Genomic DNA, 22,711 nt, shown 5'->3' with positions numbered 1-22,711 from the left:
CCCATATTATAATATAGACTTTAAATACTATCCAAGAGCAGATAAATACTAAAAGCCCTCACAGCCGTAAAAGCGACAGCTTTCACAACCATGAGGGCTATAAAAAAAACTAGTATACCGCATGCAATCGATATAAAGTTTCAAGTATTCAATTATACACGATCACGTTTGCGATATACGATGAACGGACGTGCTAAGTAGTTGAGTGGAACACTCAAGCAGTGTACCAAACGGCTAAATGGGAAGATAATAGCTACCACCATCCACGCTAACATGTGGAATTTAAACATGAATGGTACGCCTTCCATCAAGGATGGATCCGGCATAAAGGAGATTAGGCTACGGAACCAAGGGCCGATGGATACGCGGTAATCAAAGAAACCAGATGCATTAAGCAATGTACCAGCCATACCGCTAAAAATAGCTAATGTTAAGAACAAGTATAACCATTTATCAAGGCCAGATGTATTAACTTTCATAGCAGGCACAGTAAAGCGACGTTTCATCAAAAGCAAGAAGCCTACGATGAAGATGATACCCGCTACAGCACCCATGTATAACGCACCTTGATGGTACATATGGTCATTAATACCGATTGCAGCAGTCCAAGTTTTAGGGATCAACACACCTACTACGTGACCACCGATAACGCAAAGCAAGCCAAAGTGGAACAATGGATTGGCAATGCGCAATTGTTTTTTCTCTAAAAATTCACTCGATTTTGTAGTCCAGTTTCTTTCAAAGTAGAAGAAACGAACCAAAGTACCTACGATTAAGAAGGTGAAAGCGATGTAAGGCAAAGCGCCCCAAAGGAATAGATTCATCGTGCACCGTCCTCCAATCCATTTGCAACAGACAAGATAATATCAAACAAGAATGCATAAGGCAATTTAGCCTCAATGAAGCGTTCTCTAATGTATTCCAATTTTGGTTTACAATAGTCGTAAATTTCTTTTGCTTTTTCATCATCGATAACGGCACATAATTCAAGAAGTGCTGGAATATAGTCTGGCATTTCTTTTGGCAAATCATAGTCGTTTTCTAGGAAGAACGCTTTAAATTTAACGAGTTCTTCTGCTTGTTCCCCAGTACCTTGCAATTCATAAGTCGATAAATACATCGTTGTATTTTGACTAAAATCAAAGGTACGAACATATTGGTCTTCAAATTCTTTTTTATCGGATTCCTCTACATAGTCGAAGAATTCTAATAAACCTTGGCGAAGTTGAGGATGCCCAACGGATTGGGCGTCCTCTCTCCATTCAGGTAATTCGTTATACCATTGTTCATCAGGATAGCGTAGAAGAAATGACGCAATAAGAGCGATTTTCTGAGCATCCTTCATTATTGACATCCCCCTGTTGGGCAAGCAAATCCGCGATTATGTTGCATTTCTAGGCGACCTTCGCGAGATACTTTCACATCAGCTGGGATAACAAAGCGATCATTATATTTGGACAATGCCAACAATTTGTACATACCGTACATTTGATCTTCTGTTAAATCAACTTTGTGTTCAATAGGACCGTCACCTGTTTCACGACGACGCATGTATTCACGCATGTCGAGAACACGTTGCAATGTACGAGCTAAGATTTCTGTATTACCTGCTGTAAACAAGTTAGCAAGGTATTGTACAGGTACGCGCATTTCATGTGCATCTGGCAAGTATACATCAGATGTTACACGTTGCAAGATTGGGCTAAGTGGTGGCACATACCAAACCATTGGTAATGTACGGTACTCAGGATGCAATGGCAATGCCACGCCCCACTCTTTTACAAGTTTGTATACAGGAGATTTTTGAGCTGCTTTAATCCATGCTTCAGAGATGCCTTCTGCACGAGCCGCTTTGATAACCTCTGGATCATGAGGATCCAAAATCAAATCTAATGTATTTTCGTAAATATCTTGTTCATTTTTTGTAGCTGCCATAGCTTCTACTTTGTCCATATCGTAGAATACAACGCCAACATAGCGCATACGACCTACACAAGTTTCAGCACAGATTTGAGGCAAACCATTTTCTAAGCGTGGGTAACAGAATACGCATTTTTCGGCTTTATTAGTTTCCCAGTTATAGAAGATTTTTTTGTATGGACAAGATGGAACACAATGTCTCCAACCGCGGCATACATCTTGAGATACGAGAACCACACCATCTTCGTCGCGTTTATAAATCGCGCCAGATGGACATGCAGCTACACATGCAGGGTTCAAGCAGTGGTTACAAAGACGTGGCAAGTAGCGCATAAATACTTCTTCGTAGTCAAATACGATATCTTGACCCATCTTAGTTAAGTTCACATCGGAACGAGCATGTTGACCACCTGCTAAATCGTCATCCCAGTTAGGACCCCAAGTAACTTCCATTTTTTGTTTAGTCACAAGGGAACGAGGACGAGCAACTGGTTGGTTGTTTTTACGACCACCATGAATCAATGTTTCATAGTCGTAAGTCCAAGGTTCGAAGTAATCCTTCAACTCTGGTTGTTCAGGATGGAAGAATAATTTCATCAAACGATTTGTTTTAGAACCTGTAGAAAGAGCTAATTTACCGGAGTTATCTAATGTCCAGCCGCCTTTCCATTTTTCTTGGTCTTCCCAATGACGTGGGTAACCTACGCCTGGGCGAGTTTCCACGTTATTGAAGTACATATATTCCGCGCCTTCGCGGTTCGTCCATGTATTTTTACAAGTGATAGAGCATGTATGACAACCCAAACACTTATCCAAATTTAGGACCATAGATACTTGAGCCTTAATCTTCAAGCCAATCTACCTCCTTCATTTTACGAGCCACAATTGTCATATCACGTTGGTTACCAGTTGGGCCATAGTAGTTAAAGCCATAGCTCAATTGGCCATAACCGCCGATCATGTGTGTCGGTTTCATGTGAATATGAGTTGGTGCATTATGCGTACCACCGCGTTGTTTCTTAACTTTCGCGCCAGGAACGTTGATGTGACGGTCTTGGGAATGGTGCATATAGGAAATACCGCGAGGGATACGTGGGGAAACTACAGCACGAGCTGCAACGATACCGTTTTTATTGAAAGCTTCTACCCAATCATTATCCTTAACGTCAATTTCTGCTGCATCGTCTTCGTTGAGCCAAATAGTTTGACCACCGCGGAACAATGTCAACATTTGTTGGCTATCGAAATACATACTATGTGTAGACCACTTGTGATGTGGTGTTAAGTATTTCAATGTGATTTCAGGAACACCTTCTTGTTTGTAGTCACCTTGTACTGGTTTATAGGACAATACCGGTTTGTACAACGCCATAGCTTCACCGTAATCGCGCATCATTTCATGGTCACAATAGAAGGATTGACGACCTGTTACGGTACGGAATGGTACCTTATCTTCTGTAGATGTAGTAAATGGAGAATAACGACGGTTTTTATCGTTCTTACCAGTACTTGTTACAGAGCTAATGATGAAGCGTGGTTGACGAACCATGTCATCGAAAGTAATTTTTTCTTGTTCACGACCTTTTGCGTTCTTTTCAAGACCAGAAAGGCCTGTTTTTTCTTCCATTGCTTTCCAAGAGCGAACAGCCAATTTACCGTTTGTACAAGAGGACAATGTCAATACGGCGTTACAAGCGTCCTTACATTCGTAAATGCTAGGGCGGCCATGAGAAATGAATTCTGGATTATCGATGACACCATTTTGTGCGTACAATGTTTGATATTCATCAGATACATCCCAAGCCATGCCATGAGCCCCCATTTTGTTTTCGATGTTAGGTCCCAATGCAATGTATTTTTCAAAGATTTTACTATAATCGCGTTTTACATGAACGAGGTTCGGCATTGTTTTACCAGGAATTGGTTCACATTCGCCTTTGCTCCAGTCGAGAACCTTACCTTCTGGTTGAGCCACTTCACCTGGGCTATCATGACCAAGAGGTAATGCTACGATATCTTCGTATTCTGTGAAGCCAGACTCTTTCGCTACGCGAGATACTGTTTCTGCAAGGGTACGGAATGTATCCCAGTCAGATTTAGTTTCCCATGCGCAATCAACAGCCGCTTGGAATACGTGTACATATGGATGCATATCTGTAGAAGACAAGTCTTCTTTTTCATACCATGTAGCCGCTGGGAATACAATATCAGAATACAAGCCTGTAGAAGCCATACGGAAGTCGATGTCGATTAAGAGGTCAAGCTTACCAGCTTCATCTGCTTCGCGCCATTTGATTTCTTCTGGTTTTACTGGTGCGTCATCATCTTCGAGAACACCATGTTTTGTACCAAGTAAATGTTTCAAGAAATATTCGTGGCCTTTAGAGGAAGAACCGATAAGGTTCGCACGCCATACAAACAAGTTGCGTGGGTGGTTTTCTTTAGCCGCTGGATCTTCTACGCAGAATTGTAATTCTTTATTTTTCAACGCTTGCGCTACATATTGGTTAATTTCTGCTTCTGTACCAGCACCCGCTGCACGAGCATCGTTAATCAATTCTTGACTGCCTTTATTGAAAGTAGGGTACGATGGCAACCAGCCTAAACGTGCAGCCAATACGTTGTAATCACCAGGGTGACGGTAACGAGGCTTAGCTAATTTAGATACGCGGTCTGCCAAGTCGATGCAATCAGAACGATATTGTTCTGTAGCAAAGTAGAACCAAGATGTACCATTTTGCAAACGAGGCGCTTTACTCCAGTCGTTAGCTGTCATGATACCGCCCCAACCTTCAACAGGACGAAGTTTTTCTTGACCTACGTAGTGAGCCCAACCACCACCGTTAACACCTTCTGTACCACAGAACATGATGAGGTTCAAGATTGTACGGTAAATGATATCCGCATGGTACCAGTGGTTGATACCACCACCCATGATAATCATGGAACGACCTTTAGTTTTTTCTGCATTATCTGCAAATTCACGAGCTGTAGCAATAGCGATATCTGCTTTTACGCCAGTGATTTTTTCTTGCCATGTAGGTGTATAAGGAGTGTCATCTGTATAAGATGTTGCCACTTCACCACCGATTCCACGGTCAATACCATAGTTAGCAAGAATAAGGTCATATACGGTAGTTACTTTTACAGGACCGTCTACAGTTTGTACTGTAATAGTTGGAATAGCACGTTCAATAACGCCTTCGTGCTCTTCATCACCAAAGTATGGCAACTTAACAACAGTCACATCTTGGCGTTGGTCAAACACGGATAAGCGAGGGTCAATTTTAGCCCCTGTATTACGGTTTTCAAGGCGTAAGTTCCATTTTTGTGGATTTGTGTGACGGTCGCCCATTGTACCATTTGGAACAACGATTTCATTTGTTGTTTCATCAATTAATACAGTTTGGAAATCAGCACCGTCTTCTTTGCTACCTAAATCCTTAGCGTTTAAGAAACGACCTGGTTGTACTGCACCGTTGATGTCTTCAACGCGTACAAGGAATGGCATATCGGTAAACTCTTTAGCATACTCTTTGAAGTATGGAGTTTCCTTATCGATATAATATTCTTTTAAGATAACATGACCCATTGCCATAGCAAGAGCCGCATCAGTGCCGGCTTTCACATTAAGCCAAGCATCGGAAGAAGTTGTAGATTCCGCATAGTCAGGAGATACAGATACAACCTTAGTACCTTTGTAACGGACCTCTGTCAAGAAGTGAGCATCAGGCGTACGAGTCAACGGTACGTTGGAACCCCAAGTCATGATGTAGCCAGCATTGTACCAGTCACCAGATTCAGGTGTATCCGTTTGTTCACCCCAAACTTGTGGACTGGATGGTGGTAAATCGGCATACCAGTCATAGAAGGACAATGGTGAACCACCCATTAAGTTAAGGAAACGAGCACCTGCTGCATAGGACAACATGGACATCGCTGGAATTACAGAGAAGCCTGCGTTGCGGTCAGGGCCGTATGTTTTTGCTGTATATAGTAAAGATGCTGCAGTGATTTCTGTCGCTTCGTCCCAAGTGGAGCGCACAAAGCCACCCATACCACGGGCAGATTTATATTTTTTCGCTTTTTCAGGGTCTTCTACGATAGATTTCCATGCTTCGATAGGATTTTTAGCTGTTTTCTTAGCTTCTCTCCAAAGCTCAGCCAATTCGCCGCGTACATATGGATATTTTACGCGCAATGGGCTGTATAAATACCAAGAGAATGTCGCACCACGAGGGCACCCACGTGGTTCGTAATCCGGCATATCATCCGGTGTTTCCGGATAATCTGTAGCTTGGTTTTCCCATGCTACGACGCCATTTTTAACGTAAATGTTCCAGCTACAAGAACCAGTACAGTTTACGCCATGTGTTGTGCGGACTACTTTATCGTAGGACCAACGGTCACGATAAAAATTTTCCCATTCGCGACCGCCTTCTTCTGTGATTTGGTGACCGCTTGGAGATACGTCCTTCTTGCGAAGAAACTTGAATTTCTGAGACAATAAACTCATCTCGTGTCCTCCTTAAAACTACAAAAAAGCCCTTGCGTTAGCAATGCCAACAACAAGGGCGAATATCCACAATTATTCGATATTACTGATATTAGGATCGATCGTGTCGCTATCTAAATCGAGTAATCCGATTAATGCATCTAAGTCACAGATTACCAGATGGTGTTTATCATAGGCTACATAGCCTAATTTTCGTAACTCACTGAGCATGCGGTTTAAACTTTCCCGAGATGTGGCAGCAAATTCAGCTAACTCTTGATTTGTTAACGCGATGTCTATATAGATACCGTCATCACGTTGAATACCATAGCTATTAGCTAAACGCAATAGTGTCGAATAGAATGCACCTTTTTTGCCATACAACAACAAATCTCTGTATTTGGCTTGTTGTCGCCGCATATGAAGTGTATAGATTTTCATCATTGCAATGGCCAGTGAATGGTCCTTTGCAATGGCTGGTTCCAAAACATCATAACGGATGGAATATACCGAGCATTTTTCACGTGCAATCGCATTGAACACGTAAGTCCGGGTGTTCGTCTCGTACAAAGGAATTTCACCAAGCACATTATTTGGCCCCACCAACCGATGAGCAAAAATATGACCACTTGCCTCAAATTTCTTAATACTAAGTCGCCCTTCACAGACAATAAAAAAATGATCTGCTATATCACCTTCGTGAAACAAAAACTCGCCTTTTTCAAGGTGAATTGTTTCTCCTGGCAATGCAAGTAACTGGTTAATTAACTCCTGTTCCATACTATCACCGTGCATCTTTCAGTGTCATTTGTCCATATTGATTGTGAAAGTAGCTTTCACAATCAGCCATGCACAAAAGGCACATATACTATATACTTTACGTATATTATCCCTATTATAACCGATTAATTCTCATATAAGTGTGTTTTTCGTCACATTCACATTATATTCTGTCCTATATAATAATGTGTGATTTTAGGCACACTCTCTATTATTATAGTACCACATTTTACAAGGCTTTTAAACGAGATGTGCCACATATTCGTGTGAAAAGATCTACCCTTTATCACATGTGTTTTAGTTAAAGGAGAGCTCTCATGTCAGAACTAAAAATGCCTCAAGTAGGGGCAAGCCGTAGCGAAATTGTGGCTAATTGGCAACCAGAAAATCCAGAATTTTGGGAAAAGTTTGGTAAAAAAATTGCTAAACAAAACCTGGTTATATCCACAATTGCATTAACCCTTTCATTCTGTGTATGGTATTTATGGGCAACCATTGCAGCACAACTAAATGGCGCTGGCTTTAACTTTACAACAGATCAATTATTTACATTAGCCGCATTACCAGGTCTTGTAGGTGCTACATTACGTTTCGTATATACCTACATGCCGGCCTTAATCGGTGGTAAGAACTGGACATTTATTTCCACACTTATTTTATTAGTTCCTGTTGTATGGCTTGGCTTTGCCGTTCAAGATACAACAACTTCTTATACGACATTCATGATTTTGACTGTCCTTATCGGTTTAGCGGGCGGCAACTTCTCGTCCTCCATGGCGTACATTGGCAACTTCTTCCCTAAATCCGAAAAAGGTACTGCTCTTGGTATCAACGGCGGCGTTGGTAACCTTGGTGTTTCTGTAATCTACTTCTTGGCTCCATTTGCTATGGGTTCTACTGCACTAGGTAGTGTATTTGGTGTAACACCAGCTATCATCAAAGGTAACGCAGTATACCTTGCCAATGCAGCTTTCATGTGGATCGTACCACTCGTTGTTATCCTTGCACTTATGACACGTTTCATGGATAACTTACCACTAGAAAAACCAAATCCTAAAAATCTTGTACAAATCTTTGGGAACAAACACACTTGGGCGTTTACATTACTTTATACATGTTCCTTCGGTGCTTTCTCTGGTTATGCAGCAGCACTTGGTCTATTAGTAGGTAAAGAATTCCCAGAAGTACCATTTGCTTCTATCGCATTCGTAGGTCCACTTGTAGCAGGTGCACTTCGCCCTGTAGGTGGTTGGTTAGCAGACAAAATTAACAGCGGTACAAAAGTTACCTTTGTAAGCCTTCTCGGTCTATGTGCAACAACAGCGCTAATTGCGGTTGGCGTAGATATGCACAACTTCCCATTCTTCTTTGCTATGTCCGTGTTGACATTCGTATGCTGTGGCTTCGCAACTGGTGCTACATTCCGTATGATTCCTCACGTATTTGGCAATCCATTGCTTTCCTCTTTAATTACAGGTTTCGTTGCTGCCGTAGCTGCATACGGTGCCTTTATTACACCTAAAATCTTCGGTTTCGTATACTCCACATTCGGCAACATTCACCCTGCATTCGCAGTACTACTAGCATTCAACATCGTAACAGTTGCGGTTTGCTTCTGGTTCTATGTGAGAAAAGGGGCAAACATGAACGTATAAATTCATGTTCTACCTTATAGCTACGGAATAGAAAATATAATTTACTATCTAAGCTTGGTAATAAAAGACACCCACAATTATCCTCCAGCTACTTTAACGGTCTGCGGCCTAGGGCCTTGACCTAGTAAAGTCGGATAATTGTGGGTGTTCTTTTATTGGAATTTAGATCTGTATTAGAGCATCACATAGTAAATTATATTTTCTGCCACAGCAATTACGGTCGCCCATGAATTTATGCGTTCGAAACAAACACAACGGTCTGCGGCCTAGGGCCTTGACCTAGTATACCTCTTCTAGAAATTAGTACAGGCCTGTACTAATTTCTAGGCGAGCATGTATTGATGCACCAAGGAAGTATGTGAGCCTTATATGCTTATTTTCTTTGTAATCCACGGCAAACGAGTTCAAAGATAACTTTCTGTGCTTCTAACCATTCATCGCTTTGGGACCACTTATATTGTTTATTAACAGCATATAGTCCGTGCACTAAAAATACAAAAACGGATACACCCACGTCAAATGAAGTCCCAAGTGCTTCTGCCATAACAAGCCCTTGCCGATCTTTTTCACTCCGTATAATTCGTTGCAATACATATTCTGAAATTTGGTCATCTAAAAATAAAGGTAAATACTTTTTATGTCGTATAATACGCTGACATAAGGGCAATCTATCAAAAATAGAATCGTATGCTTCTCTCAACGAAACAGAATTAGAAGCAGCCGATAAGGTTTGAGCTATAGTTTGTAAATTATTATTATCTACCATTCCTGGTCGCGAATAAGCGATTGCATCATCTACTAAATCATCAACAATTTCCATGATATTGCTATAATGTAAATAAAAAGTAGAGCGAGTTATACCTGATGCTTTACACAACAATGTTACGGTTACAGACTCAAAAGAATGGTTTTCTAAACAACTAAGCAACCCTTCTTTTAACAACATTCGTGTCATTTCTTTTCGAGTTATCATATAACCTCCTACATAGACACATTTATACAATGTGTCTATTAACAAACACAGTGTCAATTATTGTTGAGACTAGTATAACAAAACAAGGTACACTAATTCTAGAGATTACAAACAGTAATCTATTTGATTAGATTTTCAAAATACAATTAAGGAGATACCTATGACACAATATACTCACATTAGAAATGCTACAGGAAAATTAACAATAAAAAACACAACATTTCTTATTGATCCATTCTTAGCACCAAAAGATACTTATCCTGGCTTTGAAGGAACATTTAACTATCAACAAAGAATGCCTATGGTTGATTTACCTGTATCAATGGACAATCTATTAAGCAATGTAACTGCGGTAGTAGTTACACACACACATCTCGATCATTGGGATGACACGGCAATTAAATCTATTCCAAAGTCACTTCCTATTTTTGTGCAAAATACAGCGGACAAAGAACTTATTATCTCCCAAGGCTTTAATGATGTACGCATCATTTTTGAAAGTCTTGAGTTTAATGGTATCACATTAAGAAAAACAGGTGGTTCACACGGCACTATAGAAATGTATGCAAATCCAGTTCTCGCACCATTAGCAGGCGATGCAATGGGCGTTATTTTTGAAGCAGCAGACGAACCAACTGTGTACCTTGTAGGCGATACAGTTTGGACAAGTGATGTAGAGAAGGCTCTCCTTCGCTTCGATCCTAACGTTATTATTATGAACACTGGATATGCTCAAGTTTTAGGCTTTGAAGATAGTATTATTATGGGTACAAAAGATATTGGCCGCATGGTAGTACGCAAACCAGAAGCTAAAATCATCGCTGTTCATATGGATACAGTTAATCATACAGCAACAAGCCGTAAGGATGTGCGCAAATTTATCAAAGGCACCCATATCGAAAGCCATGTAGCAGTCCCTGAGGATGGAGAAACTATTATACTATAAGTTACTATATACCTATGTTGTTTTTATGTTGTTATTGAGGTATACTATAAACATAAAGAGAGTCATTGACGTGTGCAAGCGTTAGGCTCATCTAAAAATTAGTAAAACGAGATGCGCCTAACGTGTAAGTATTACCAGTACTTATTACGTTAGGCGTTTCTTAAGTTTATTTGAATAAACTTAAGATAGATACAACTATGGAAATTACAAAAAGAATTATATAAACCTTCTCGAATTTACTCATAGTATCACCACCTTTCGGTGATGAACCTAACTCACGTCAATGACTCCTGTTATTAGTATAACAGAGTTATAAATGACGTAATAGATTAAGTTGATGAACTTTTGATTAAAAGAGATAGCGGACAAATTGTCTGCTATCTCTTTTTTCTACTTTCACACATATTTATTAATTAGGCTAAAACGTAGAAAATAAAACTCATCATTTAGATTTACTAATTTAGAGTTTACCTCTAATGAAATAACCCTCTCAGTACGTCCGACTTTGCTCTGTCTTTTCTCCCTATACAAAAAAGACCCTCTTCAGAATCCGACTTTGCCCCTGTTCCGAAGGAACAGATCTGGGCGGTGGAGGATTATGGAGAGGGTCTTTTGTTTATATTATTTTACTTCTGCCCAACCTAAAGCAGCCCGTTTTGCATCCATATCTGCTAAGATTTTTTCTGCTACTTTAACAGGATCAGTATTTACATACATAACGGAACCTAAGAGATCTTTAGTGTCTTCTTTAAGCCATTTTGTAACAGCATCAGAGCCTTGTGTAGGTGGCTCAACGCAGTGGTAGGAGTTAATCCCCATCAATCGGAAACCGAGGGATGCACCAACACCTTTTTCGTTAGACCATTCAGGACTAGACATAGCAAATGGTAATTGAGGCAAGTTAAGGCCTAATTCTGCTGCGATACCACCGAAGATACCAGAGGAACGCGCATTATCTACACATTCGCCAACATGCCATACTGGGGGTTGATCATCGCCCAAGAACTCTTGCAATGCAGGGCTACATTTCTTAATAGCATCTGTATTACAATAGCCAAGTTTCATCAATGGGAAGGATGCGCAACCATTAGTTAAGATAAGGCAGCCATTTTTAATAAGTGTATCAACAACATCTACAGTTGCTTTTTCATAGATAACACGAGGATTGGAACAACCTACTACATTAACGATACCACGGACTTTACCTGATTTTAAAGCCTCTGCCAATGGTTTGAAGGAACCGTAATGTTTAACAGTGGATTCCGGAGAGAAACCAACTTCTGCAGTGATTTCATATGGCGGGATGAATACAGGCATCCCTTTACGTAATTCATGAGCTTCAAGAGCGCGATCCAAGATTTTGCGAGCCAATTCTTTAGTTTCGGACAAGTTAGTATGATGATGATCGTAACCGATATGTTCTGCACCTGGCAAGCGAGTTGCATCAGATGTTGTAATAACTTTTGTATTGAAACAACGTGCTACGTCCATAATGGCAGGAAATACGTCTTGTACATCTGCTACCCAACAATCAAGAGCACCAGTACCAAGTACAAGTTCAGCACCGATTGCATTACACAATGGGATAACGTTTTCATAACGATACATACTGGATAAACCAGAGCAACAAATCCCATAGAATTGGATACCTTTCGCACCAATAGCTTTCGCTTTTTCTAAGTACTCTTCAGAGGCACCAATTTTACAAATTTGAGATACCAATGTTGGCAAGTGACCATGAACAGCTATGTTAACATACCCTTTTTTCAAAGCACCAATATTAACCTTTGATGTACGGCGGCCGCCTTGACCAAATAATGCATCAGTAGCAATATCTGCAGCTACTACACCAGTGAATGTGAAAGCAAGACCACAACGCAAAAATTGTTTCATATTACTTTCCCAATCGCCATCTCCACCTACACATGTGCGATGGTATGCATCAAAGGCTTCGTTGTATGCGGAAACAGGCAAGATATCTAGGTTTTTCCAAACTTCACGACGTTCAGCAGGAGCCATAGCTGTAATCGTCTTATATTCACCTGGCAACGCACGACTCAAGTCTTCTAACAGAACATCTGCTAAATCATTAGCTACATCTTTTAAGGAACGGCCTTCTTCAGGAATGTTGAAAGCTTTACATACGGTACGGATTTTTTCTTCGCCCAAAATCGGAATATCTAATTCACCAGTAGCAGCAGCCTTCAAAGAAATCAAGATTTCACGAGCATGCGCACCATGTTGAGTCAAACCACCAGCAACGGCACGTGTCATGTTACGAGCTACGATAAGATCAGCATTAGCACCGCAGACACCGCGAGGGCTCTTAGGTGTAATTTTACATGGACCCATGAAGCAAACACGACAACATACGCCAGCAATACCGAAAGTACATTGTGGTTGTTGTTTGTCGAAACGGTCAAACACTGTATCGCAACCGATTTGCTCCATACGAAGAATCATTTCACGTACCGCAGGGTCTGGTGTTTGTTCAATTACATCCTGTTTTGTAGGCCAGGTTTTACGATACTCAGCAACGGCTTTCATGTAGTCGTTTACACCATGTTCATGAGGTACCCCTGGTTCATGAGTGTGTGGCACCCATTTATCCGTCGGCATAGCCTTTGCATGACTATGGTCGTGACCATGTTCATGATCGTGGTCGTGGTCGTGGTCGTGACCATGATGATGATAACCGCCACAATGGTCATGGTCATGATAATGTTCGTCATGACTGTGGTCATGGATGTTTTTGTTTTCCACATCTTTATTCATAATAAACCTCCTAGGGGCCTACATAGGCCAACTGACAATAACAAGAAAACATATTCTACATTTACTTCTAGTTAATTCCACCATAATGATGGGCTTTAAGTCCTATCTTCAAAATATGTTTTAATCTATTACAAGTATATTTTCTGAGAGGACAATTGTCAATCTAATTTTATACATATTATAAAAAATATCACCTCTAATCCCCCATTATAACAACGTTTCTCAATTATAAAATTCATAATAATTTCATGAAACAAACTCATTTTTAATTCCTATTTATTAAAGGAATTAAAAGCACTCATGAGAAATAAACACCTTATAATATTAATTCTATATACACCAACAATTCTCCTGCATCATTTTCACAAAATCTTACTGCTCCATCTAAAATATTTAAAACATTAGCTCCGCTTTAGCGCAGTAGCGTGCCTCTCTTAACGCAGATATGATAAAAACTTTAATGTACTTACTGAATAAGTAAGGATGAAAAAATCCTCCTCAAACGACTTCGGGCTCCGCTTCAGCGCAGTAGCATGTCTGTTCTAACGCTGGTGTGCTAAAAACTTTAATGTATTTACTAAATGAGTAAGGATAAAAAAATCCTCCTCAAACGACTTCGGGCTCCGCGTAGCGCAGTAGCGTGTCGGCTTGAGGAGGATTTTTTATCCGCCACCGTATTTAGGTATTACATTAAAGTTTTTAGTACATCAAGTACTTCGTGTGGTAATTCATTTTTACTGTCTTTGAGTTTTTCCACGTATTCAGAGCGGAATTCAAAGGCTTGGTGTAGTTGGTGATGGTATTCACGTACATCAAATGGTGGTTCGAATCCTGGCACTTCTACGTAGGATAGGTTTTCATAGGCACCGAATGGTTCGAATTGTAGGTCTCCTTCTACTAGGCGTTCTAATAAATCAAGGGTCACTTCTTTAGGGATTTTCTTTTCAAGGAAGAATCCTGTGTTCATGATATAGCAATCTACGCCACATTCTTTGAAGAGTTTTTTATAGCTTTCATAATCACGAACTAACGGATAGGTACGGAATGGGTTTGCATATGGCTCAATAACGAGTGCATTTGGATCGACGTTGGCATCGAGTTTTTCCGCAGTAGAGCGGCGTGTTGCAAGGGTTGCGCCCATAGTGGAAGCCAATACAGGGTCGTCGATTTTAAGGATTGGTGGCAATGTTTTATCTTTCATCAGCCACACAATGGCATTAACCGGTTCGTCCACGTGGTTTACGCGATTGTCTGTCCAGAATTGGGATTTAATAGCACGGCCATTGTTGTTGCGCACGTCCTCAGCCAATACGACCTTATTACCATTTTCATCGAGGGTAACGCCTACGTTTTGCAATGTTAATAAGTATTTATTAGCAGGGTGTTCCACAGGATAGTCCTGCATTTTATCAAAGTATGTTGGTTCCATCGCAACGGAGGACAAATCATTTGTATTGATGATATATGCATCATCATGCAAGATAGAAATATCATAGCGACCATTGTGTTTTTCGTGAGTCAATGTAGATTTACCAGAACCGGATAGACCAAATACGCCGATTGTGAAAGACTCACCATTTTTAAGGTTATAGCGTTTCATACCGCCGTGGCAAGCTACGTAGCCATAACGGTTTGCCAAGGACCAAGCCAATGTCAATGTGCCTTTTTTATGTTCCCCAAAGTAACGCATGCCAAGAATCATAGCACAGTTATGAGCAGGGTCAAAAATAGCAAGACCACCTGGATGACCTGGTACTACATAGTCAGGGTCAGAGTAGATATAAATATCCCCTTCCTGGATGTCTTTACTGTTGTTATAGAACTCTTTCACTGCATCGTCAAAGAATTTAAAGTTCATAACCCAAGAATACATGATGGATGCATGATCCTTTGGAATCATAAGATGAGCACGAGCCGTGAATTTTTTATCAAGACCAACCACAACTTGTGTAGAAATCCATTCTTTATTGCGACTATCATACACAGCATCACGAGCGATACCGGCTAATTCGACTTCATCAATACCTTCATCACCAATGATACGGCGAGCCTTCGCATAGCGGCCAGTCGTTTTACCATCATTAGTTACGAGAATTTTAGCATCAGCTGGTAAACCTTGTTCTTCTGGTTTAAATACAGGCATATCAAGAAGAATGACACCTGGTTCTTGCGTTGCCAATGTATACGCTTCTGCTACAGATGTAACAGGTTTTACGTTATTGCCATAAAACGCAGTTTCAATGGTGCTGCGTAATTTAGAAAATAACGGATTTGTCTTGATTTCACTTTGATTCCAAATGCGACGTGTTGCCATTCTAATCCTCACCTTTATCGTATAACTTTATAAAAACCTATCGGTACGTGTATTGAAAATACTTCTAATAATTTCTATTTTACCTGTTTTTAACAAATTTGTATACATGAAAGTACCCATACAGAACAATTATTACGCAATATTTATAATTAGTGCAACACATTTATTAGTGAAAGTTACCTTCATATCAAAAACAAAACGTTCACACTAACAACTACAACTTTCACTAACTACAATAACAATAAAACGCATCCCCTCAAACAATACGTGTATGTAAAGTCACAAATCATTTGAGAGAATGCGTTTATAAAAATTCACTATGTACTTATGCACCTAGTTCAATATATTCGGTTTTAGATGCCTCTACAGGATTGCCATTACTATCCGTAGCCGGTGTAAATTTCCATGTAGAAATTGTGTTCACAATGGATGCATCCGCATCACTACTACCAGTGGACCCTTGTAATTCTACATGAGAAACGGATCCATCTGTATTAATAGTAAAATTTACATTAACAACAGTTGTATCACCGGCATAACCATGTAGCACATCAGAATCAAAGCCTGGTGTAGATACTGCTTTTGGCGCTTCATAAGGTGTGGCCGCCAAAGAAACAGCGGTAGACATGGACATAATTAATGCCGTTAAAGCAACACAACGCAATACATTACTCATCATCTTTCTCCTCATTTAGTCTTATGACCACTCTCATTATTGAGTCCTAGACTGTTTCACTCCTTATTTTGCCTTAGGACCATTCGCTTTCGCATTCACATCAGATGCATGATTATCGTTAGACTGTGATTTGTCTACCGTCAATTTACCATTGCCGGACTTAGCTGGAGCATTACCCTTTGGCAATGTAATTGTCATGCCGATGATGGATGCATGGGCTTTTTGATCTGTGCCAATAGCCGGCGTAAATTCCCATTGTCTAATAGCAGCTTTCACAGCCTCATCAACAGGACCATAACCAGAGGATTGTTCTACAAAGACATTTTCAACCTTGCCTTGTTTGTTAATTAGGAATCGTACACGCATATGATCTGCTACGGTAATTCCATTTGGAATAGCTGGCATCGTAGGTTTAACGATGGATACCTCACGAGGTGCTTCTGTAAATCTACCCGCAGCCGCATCAGCATGAGCAGGCATCATAGCACCTACCGCAAATGTAAGAACAGCAGCACACGCGAATCGAGTTAATATATTCATGGTTTGTTCCCCCTCAAAATTAATATAATAAATATACATATATAATACTCGATAAAGATGAAGAAAAAAATACCTAACTGCAAAATGTCATTTATTAGTAAAAAATATATGTATAAAATAATTTTTATTGATAATTTTTCTCATTTGTGATATATTGATTTCAAGATAACTGTTCGGACTTACATATCAAGTTGATATGACAAAAAAATTACACAAAGGAGGTTCATCATGAGACGTAGAAAGCGTATTCAAATGAAGGTCATGATGGTACTTGGTATCGTTGCCCTCGTTGGGCCAAACCATCTACAATCTCTCATCCACTAAACAATCGTGACCTTAGCAGAAAACTGTATAACTGCCACTAGCCGCTACGTTAGTAGCGGCTATTTTTCCGCTTAAATAAGGGTAGTTAACAAGATAACCAAAGATGTTAAACTCAGTACCTATAAAAGGAGGTTTATTATGAAATTCAACCGAATCGTATTAGTCGTCGTATCATTAGCACTGATGTTGTTCGCATTAGCAGGCTGTGGAAAAGATGCAGCGCAAGACAGTCAGAAAAAATTAAACGTTGTAGCTACTACTACAATGTTAACGGATTTAGTAAAAGAAATTGGCGGTGACCATGTGTCTGTACAAGGACTCATGGGGCCTGGCGTAGACCCCCACCTCTACCAAGCGAGCGCCGGCGATGTAACTGCCATGTCTAAAGCAGATGTAGTGGTGTACAACGGCATTCACTTAGAAGGTAAAATGGGTTCCATTTTCGACAATTTAACGAAACAAAATAAAGCTACCATCCGCGTGTCCGACGCTATTGATCCAGCTACTCTACTCGACTTTGACGAAGAAAATGGCGTGAAAACTAAAGATCCTCATATTTGGTTCGATGTAGCGAATTGGAAACTTGCTGCCAAGGCTGTATACGAAGGACTTTCAAAAGCAGACCCAGCTCACAAAGATGATTTCAAAAAGCGTTATGATGCGTACCTCACTAAATTAGATGAAACAGATGCGTACATTAAAGCACAAGCAGAATCAATTCCTAAAGAATCTCGCGTTCTCGTAACAGCACACGATGCCTTCCAATACTTTGCTCGCGCGTACGGCTTTGAAGTAAAAGGTTTACAAGGCGTTAGTACCGCTACAGAAGCAGGCACACAAGATGTGAATGAACTTGTTCAATTCATCGTAGATCACAAAATTAAAGCAATCTTCGTAGAATCTTCTGTTCCGCACAAAACAATTGAAGCCGTTCAAGAAGCAGCTAAGGCTAAAGGCTGGAACGTTGCCATCGGTGGCGAATTATACTCCGACTCCCTCGGTTCTGAAGGCACTGAAGGTGGCACATATATCGGTATGGTAAAAGCCAATATCGATACCATCGCTAAAGCACTTAAATAAACAATGATAAAAGGAGGTCTCTATGGAATGGGCCGTTGAAGTTGAAGATATGACCGTAGCCTATACGACAAAACCCGTATTATGGGACGTAGATATGAAGGTACCCATCGGTTCCTTAGCGGCCATCGTCGGACCTAATGGGGCCGGTAAATCTACATTATTAAAGGCCATGTTAGGCCTATTAACAGTTATCTCAGGTAGTGTTAAGTTTTATATCGACCACCACCTTGCGATGGACAAAAAGGATAACAAGAAAATCGCCTATGTCCCTCAAAGCGGTAGCGTAGACTGGGACTTTCCTACTACCGTATTAGACGTTGTACTTATGGGCCGCTATGGTCATCTAGGTTGGTTCAAACGACCAAGTAAAAAGGATAAGGAGCTCGCCCTCTCCATGATTGAAAAAATGGGCATGAGCGACTATGTAAATAGGCAAATTCGTCAACTTTCAGGTGGGCAACAACAGCGTGTATTCCTCGCGAGAGCCCTCGTACAAGAGGCAGATATTTACCTCATGGACGAGCCATTCAAGGGCGTCGACAAAACGACGGAGCACGCCATTATCTCCCTTTTACAAGAAATGAAAGCGCGCGGCAAAACGGTGATCGTCGTACATCACGATTTAAATACGGTGCCTCAATATTTCGACTGGGTAACGATGGTCAATAAGCAAACTGTTGCCTATGGTCCCGTAGCAGAGACCTTTACTGATGAAGCCATCGAGCGCACCTACGGCAAGGGGAGGATTGTATGACCATTCTCCAATCCTACACGACACAGATGGTATTGCTCGGCACAGCGCTCTTGGGCCTTGCCAGTGGTATTGCAGGTACCTTCGCAGTACTGCGCAAGGAAAGCCTCATCGGTGACGGCCTCTCCCACGCGGCACTGCCCGGTGTAGTCATCGCGTTCTTACTGACCGGTATAAAAGACATTGAGGTACTCATTATAGGTGCTGCCCTGTCCTCTATCACTGCGGCATGGCTCATTACCATCACCGTAGAAAACAGTAAAATCAAATTCGATGGTGCTCTGGCTACTATACTATCTGCTTTCTTTGGTCTTGGTATGGTTCTACTCACCTACCTTCAAAGTCTAAACAATGCAGGTCAGGCGGGGCTTTCAAAATTTATATTTGGACAGGCCGCCACCATATTAGCTCGCGATGTGTACATTACATCGGCAGCAGCGCTCATCATTATCGTTTTAACAGCCTTATTTTGGAAAGAGCTAAAGCTCATTTCCTTTGACGTAGAATACGCTAAAACATTGCAAATTCCCGTCACCTTTACACTCATTTTATATCGATCCCTATTGATCATGACCATCATCATCGGCATTCAATCAGTAGGTGCTATCTTGATTAGTTCCCTACTCATCGCACCGGCCGTAGGGGCCCGTCAGTGGACGAATAAGCTAGGTACCATGTGTATACTAGCAGGATGTTTCGGCATGGTATCTGCTATTGGCGGTACCATTTGGAGTACAACAGTACAAAAACTGCCTACAGGTCCTGCCATCATCGTCATTCTGTCGGTTATCGTACTATTGAGCCTTATTTTTGCACCTAATAGAGGCATCTTGTGGCAATTCCGGAAAAGAGGTGCCCCATGACAGTACATACAGAGATTTTACTCATCGCCATCGCGGTATCCATCGCGTGCGCTATCCCTGGTGTATTCCTCGTGCTGCGCCGCATGTCCATGATGGCCGACGCCATTACGCATACCGTATTTCTCGGCATCGTGCTCGCTTTCTTTGTAACGGAAGACTTAAACTCTCCCTTGCTTTTAGTAGGGGCAACCGTAGTCGGCGTAGGAACAGTGTGGCTTACAGAGATGATTCATAACACGGGCCTCGTCAACGAAGACGCATCCATTGGTATCATCTTCCCCCTCCTCTTCTCCATTGCCATCATCCTCGTCAGTCTCTACAGCGGCAACGCACACCTTGACGTAGATACGGCACTTCTAGGGGAAATCGCATTCGCCCCGTTCGACAGATGGATTCTAAACGGTACCGACTTAGGTCCTGTATCACTATGGATATCCCTAGGGGTAGCGGTAATCAACCTCGTATTAGTTATGCTCTTCTACAAGGAATTGCAGCTATCTACCTTCGATCCACTATTAGCAGGGCTCTTCGGCTTTATGCCCGCCCTCATCCACTACGTGCTGATGACCATGGTATCCCTTACCGTGGTGGCTTCATTCCAAGCAGTAGGCGCCATCCTCGTTATCGGCCTCATGATCGGACCTGCGGTTATCGCTTATTTATGGACGGACTCTGTGAAAGCCATGCTCACTAGCAGTATCATCATCGGCATTATCTGTGCTGTCATCGGTACAGAAGTCGCTTTCACCCTAGACGTATCCATTGCAGGTGCTATCGCAACAACGATCGGTCTCGCATTATTAATTGCCGTTATTTGCACGCCAAAGACAGGCTATATCGCAACCTATCTTCGCCAACGCCACTTGCGTCGTCACTATCGAGAAACGATGATGCTCTGCCACATCTATACCCATATGAATACACCTGTGGCGGCCATTGAAAACGGTATCGGCACCATTCACGAACACTTGAACTGGAAGCCAGACTATACACACCAAGCCGCATCACACCTTAAGAAACAAGGCTTGTTGTATGTAACAAATGGGTACTATATGCTGACCGATAAAGGCGTGGCGCAAGTTAAAGAAATTATTTAAATACAATACCATTACTTTTCCCAACAAAAAAGAAGCTGAAACCAATGCTAATCTGCAAGATTTCAGCTTCTTCTTTTATATTTAATTATATGGCTAGAACACAACACGCATCTGATACCACTTAGCACCGCCGTGATCAGATACAGACTCGCCTTCATTTACAAAGCCAAACTTGGCGTAATAATGAATCTTTTCTTTCTTACATGTTAAAATAACGCCTTTTCGATTTTCTTCTTTTGACAATTTTATGAAAGCCTCAATCAACTGCCCCCCTACACCACGATTGCGATACGCTGGCATTGTATTTAGGCCAAATATCATCTGCCATGCCCCATAAGGATTGTGCATAGATGCATCAGCAAACATCTCATCGGTTAGGACTTCATCATCCGTTACAAATCCATCGATAAAACCGATAGCTGTATCACCATCAAAAATGATAAGGAAATGGTCTGCATAATGAGCAAGGCGCTCTTTAAACGCTTCACGAGGGGCTGCTTCGGCTGGTGGGAAACAGGTGGATTCTATATTTGTAACAATGTCTAAATCATCAGTAGTGGCTTTTCGTATATTCATCTTGTATCTCCAAACATTTCTTCTATATCTTTATCCCATTTATCAAAATCTTTTGGCATTTTAAATTTACCTTTTGCAATGCCTATACGTTTCGACACATCCACTTTAGACTCTGTTTGTCTAGTGTCTTCAGATAGTGTAAGCTGCGCTACAGTCCGTCCATCTTGTTTGATATACACAACAGACTCTTCTCCTGTCTGTAGTTTTTTTACAAGCATAGGCAATTCTGATGTAGCTTGTGTTATTGTTACTTCACACATAGTTTTGCCTCCTCTCTGTAAAATTTAGTTACTCAATTATATATCATTAAAGAGCTTTGCTCATATAGTTTACTATAACTTTCTCATCTCACGCACGAATGCCTCCGCCTCCTGTAAGTTCTTTGGGAACTCAAAATACATGTATCTTTCAGTACCATAAATGGGATTCCTAAAATCATAGCCACTTAACAACAAATACTCTATAATCTTCCACTCTTTATCATTAGATTTTTTAGGAGCTTTAAACTTCTCATTTACAAAGTACATTTTACCTTTACATATAGGACAGGTTTTATTTGTATTAAATAACTCATAATTCGTGCCCTCCGATAAGGCGATTCGACAGTTAGTACATACATTTTTATAGCCCATGATTATTTTCTCCCATTTGTTTATGTTGAAAGATTTATTTTACAAGCTCTCATCAATTATATATAACATGTCACCTGTAAAGTATATGTTCATTATACAATGTACAGGATTTCCTTCGGTCCATAACCAACCTTGGAATACAGCTCGGCCCCAGTTATAAGTCTCTGTAATGACCTCGAATTCACTTTCACTATACTCCTGTTGATACTGAGGTAACTCAATCCTTTTACCTGTGAAAGTATCTAATATTGTATGTAAATGTCAATATAAGAATGTACAATTTTGACGATGTACAATGTACAGTTATTCCTTCT

At 40.9% G+C, this 22,711-nt stretch carries 18 protein-coding genes and 1 pseudogene; 6 read left to right on the top strand and 13 right to left on the bottom strand.

Annotated features, from left to right (window positions below; all coding sequences use genetic code 11):
* Positions 1-152: 152 nt before the first annotated feature.
* The 5 genes from narI to HMPREF1504_RS07080 all read right to left on the bottom strand — a co-directional run bounded on the left by narI (position 153) and on the right by HMPREF1504_RS07080 (position 7,195).
* Entirely contained in the window at positions 153-824 is a 672-nt protein-coding gene (gene narI / locus HMPREF1504_RS07100; protein WP_005376692.1) for a respiratory nitrate reductase subunit gamma, read from the bottom strand.
* Positions 821-1,345 (bottom strand): nitrate reductase molybdenum cofactor assembly chaperone, encoded by a 525-nt coding sequence (gene narJ, locus HMPREF1504_RS07095; RefSeq protein WP_005381454.1) that lies wholly within the window; start codon positions 1,343-1,345, stop codon positions 821-823. The genes narI and narJ overlap by 4 nt, the downstream gene beginning before the upstream one ends.
* On the bottom strand, positions 1,345-2,772 hold the full coding sequence (narH, locus tag HMPREF1504_RS07090; protein WP_038124724.1) for a nitrate reductase subunit beta: 1,428 nt from the start codon (positions 2,770-2,772) through the stop codon (positions 1,345-1,347). The genes narJ and narH overlap by 1 nt, the downstream gene beginning before the upstream one ends.
* The gene (locus tag HMPREF1504_RS07085) at positions 2,762-6,436 is read right to left on the bottom strand and encodes a nitrate reductase subunit alpha (RefSeq protein WP_038124722.1); all 3,675 of its coding nucleotides are present in this window, start codon (positions 6,434-6,436) and stop codon (positions 2,762-2,764) included. The genes narH and HMPREF1504_RS07085 overlap by 11 nt, the downstream gene beginning before the upstream one ends.
* A gap of 72 nt (positions 6,437-6,508) precedes the next feature.
* Positions 6,509-7,195 carry a Crp/Fnr family transcriptional regulator gene (locus HMPREF1504_RS07080; protein WP_038124720.1) on the bottom strand — a complete coding sequence of 229 codons (687 nt, stop codon included), beginning with the start codon at positions 7,193-7,195 and terminating at the stop codon, positions 6,509-6,511.
* A gap of 317 nt (positions 7,196-7,512) precedes the next feature.
* Here HMPREF1504_RS07080 and HMPREF1504_RS07075 point away from each other — a divergent pair, with 317 nt between their 5' ends.
* Complete coding sequence (locus HMPREF1504_RS07075) at positions 7,513-8,850, top strand: MFS transporter (protein ID WP_005384381.1); 1,338 nt, start codon at positions 7,513-7,515, stop codon at positions 8,848-8,850.
* A gap of 373 nt (positions 8,851-9,223) precedes the next feature.
* Here the strand turns inward: HMPREF1504_RS07075 and HMPREF1504_RS07070 are convergent, their stop codons facing one another.
* Positions 9,224-9,823, bottom strand: a complete 600-nt coding sequence (locus HMPREF1504_RS07070; protein WP_038124718.1) for a TetR/AcrR family transcriptional regulator — start codon at positions 9,821-9,823, stop codon at positions 9,224-9,226.
* 160 nt (positions 9,824-9,983) lie between these two features.
* Between HMPREF1504_RS07070 and HMPREF1504_RS07065 the strand changes: the two genes are divergently transcribed.
* Entirely contained in the window at positions 9,984-10,769 is a 786-nt protein-coding gene (locus HMPREF1504_RS07065; RefSeq protein ID WP_005384379.1) for an MBL fold metallo-hydrolase, read from the top strand.
* 621 nt (positions 10,770-11,390) lie between these two features.
* On the opposite strand, the gene cooS is transcribed toward HMPREF1504_RS07065, so the two are convergent.
* From cooS to HMPREF1504_RS07045, 4 genes are all read right to left on the bottom strand, one after another.
* Positions 11,391-13,544, bottom strand: a complete 2,154-nt coding sequence (cooS, locus tag HMPREF1504_RS07060) for an anaerobic carbon-monoxide dehydrogenase catalytic subunit (protein ID WP_038124716.1) — start codon at positions 13,542-13,544, stop codon at positions 11,391-11,393.
* Between the two features lie 685 nt (positions 13,545-14,229).
* Positions 14,230-15,858 (bottom strand): phosphoenolpyruvate carboxykinase (ATP), encoded by a 1,629-nt coding sequence (locus tag HMPREF1504_RS07055; RefSeq protein ID WP_038124714.1) that lies wholly within the window; start codon positions 15,856-15,858, stop codon positions 14,230-14,232.
* Between the two features lie 325 nt (positions 15,859-16,183).
* Complete coding sequence (locus HMPREF1504_RS07050; RefSeq protein WP_038124712.1) at positions 16,184-16,534, bottom strand: energy transducer TonB; 351 nt, start codon at positions 16,532-16,534, stop codon at positions 16,184-16,186.
* A 63-nt stretch (positions 16,535-16,597) separates the two neighbouring features.
* Positions 16,598-17,074, bottom strand: coding sequence for an energy transducer TonB (locus HMPREF1504_RS07045; protein ID WP_005378233.1), 477 nt, complete (start codon positions 17,072-17,074; stop codon positions 16,598-16,600).
* A gap of 462 nt (positions 17,075-17,536) precedes the next feature.
* Between HMPREF1504_RS07045 and HMPREF1504_RS07040 the strand changes: the two genes are divergently transcribed.
* The 4 genes from HMPREF1504_RS07040 to HMPREF1504_RS07025 are packed head-to-tail and all read left to right on the top strand — an operon-like array spanning position 17,537 to position 21,189.
* Positions 17,537-18,478: a metal ABC transporter solute-binding protein, Zn/Mn family gene (locus HMPREF1504_RS07040; RefSeq protein WP_038124710.1), complete on the top strand. Its 942-nt coding sequence runs from the start codon at positions 17,537-17,539 to the stop codon at positions 18,476-18,478.
* 22 nt (positions 18,479-18,500) lie between these two features.
* Positions 18,501-19,232 carry a metal ABC transporter ATP-binding protein gene (locus HMPREF1504_RS07035; RefSeq protein WP_038124707.1) on the top strand — a complete coding sequence of 244 codons (732 nt, stop codon included), beginning with the start codon at positions 18,501-18,503 and terminating at the stop codon, positions 19,230-19,232.
* Positions 19,229-20,092, top strand: a complete 864-nt coding sequence (locus tag HMPREF1504_RS07030) for a metal ABC transporter permease (protein ID WP_005381446.1) — start codon at positions 19,229-19,231, stop codon at positions 20,090-20,092. Before HMPREF1504_RS07035 ends, HMPREF1504_RS07030 begins: the two co-directional genes overlap by 4 nt.
* A complete protein-coding gene (locus HMPREF1504_RS07025; protein WP_038124705.1) occupies positions 20,089-21,189 on the top strand; it encodes a metal ABC transporter permease in 1,101 nt (366 codons plus the stop codon). The genes HMPREF1504_RS07030 and HMPREF1504_RS07025 overlap by 4 nt, the downstream gene beginning before the upstream one ends.
* A gap of 93 nt (positions 21,190-21,282) precedes the next feature.
* Here HMPREF1504_RS07025 and HMPREF1504_RS07020 read toward each other — a convergent pair whose 3' ends face one another.
* The 3 genes and pseudogenes from HMPREF1504_RS07020 to HMPREF1504_RS10565 all read right to left on the bottom strand — a co-directional run.
* Positions 21,283-21,765 carry a GNAT family N-acetyltransferase gene (locus HMPREF1504_RS07020; RefSeq protein ID WP_038124703.1) on the bottom strand — a complete coding sequence of 161 codons (483 nt, stop codon included), beginning with the start codon at positions 21,763-21,765 and terminating at the stop codon, positions 21,283-21,285.
* Positions 21,762-22,025: a type II toxin-antitoxin system Phd/YefM family antitoxin gene (locus tag HMPREF1504_RS07015; RefSeq protein ID WP_038124701.1), complete on the bottom strand. Its 264-nt coding sequence runs from the start codon at positions 22,023-22,025 to the stop codon at positions 21,762-21,764. Before HMPREF1504_RS07015 ends, HMPREF1504_RS07020 begins: the two co-directional genes overlap by 4 nt.
* A gap of 411 nt (positions 22,026-22,436) precedes the next feature.
* Positions 22,437-22,649, bottom strand: a pseudogene (locus HMPREF1504_RS10565) (hypothetical protein); the annotation flags it as partial.
* Between the last annotated feature and the right edge of the window lie 62 nt (positions 22,650-22,711).

Source organism: Veillonella sp. ICM51a (genome assembly GCF_000524355.1).
Taxonomy (GTDB): domain Bacteria; phylum Bacillota; class Negativicutes; order Veillonellales; family Veillonellaceae; genus Veillonella; species Veillonella atypica.
The sequence above is the reverse complement of the archived record's forward strand: the minus strand, read 5'-3'. Positions and strand labels throughout refer to the sequence as shown.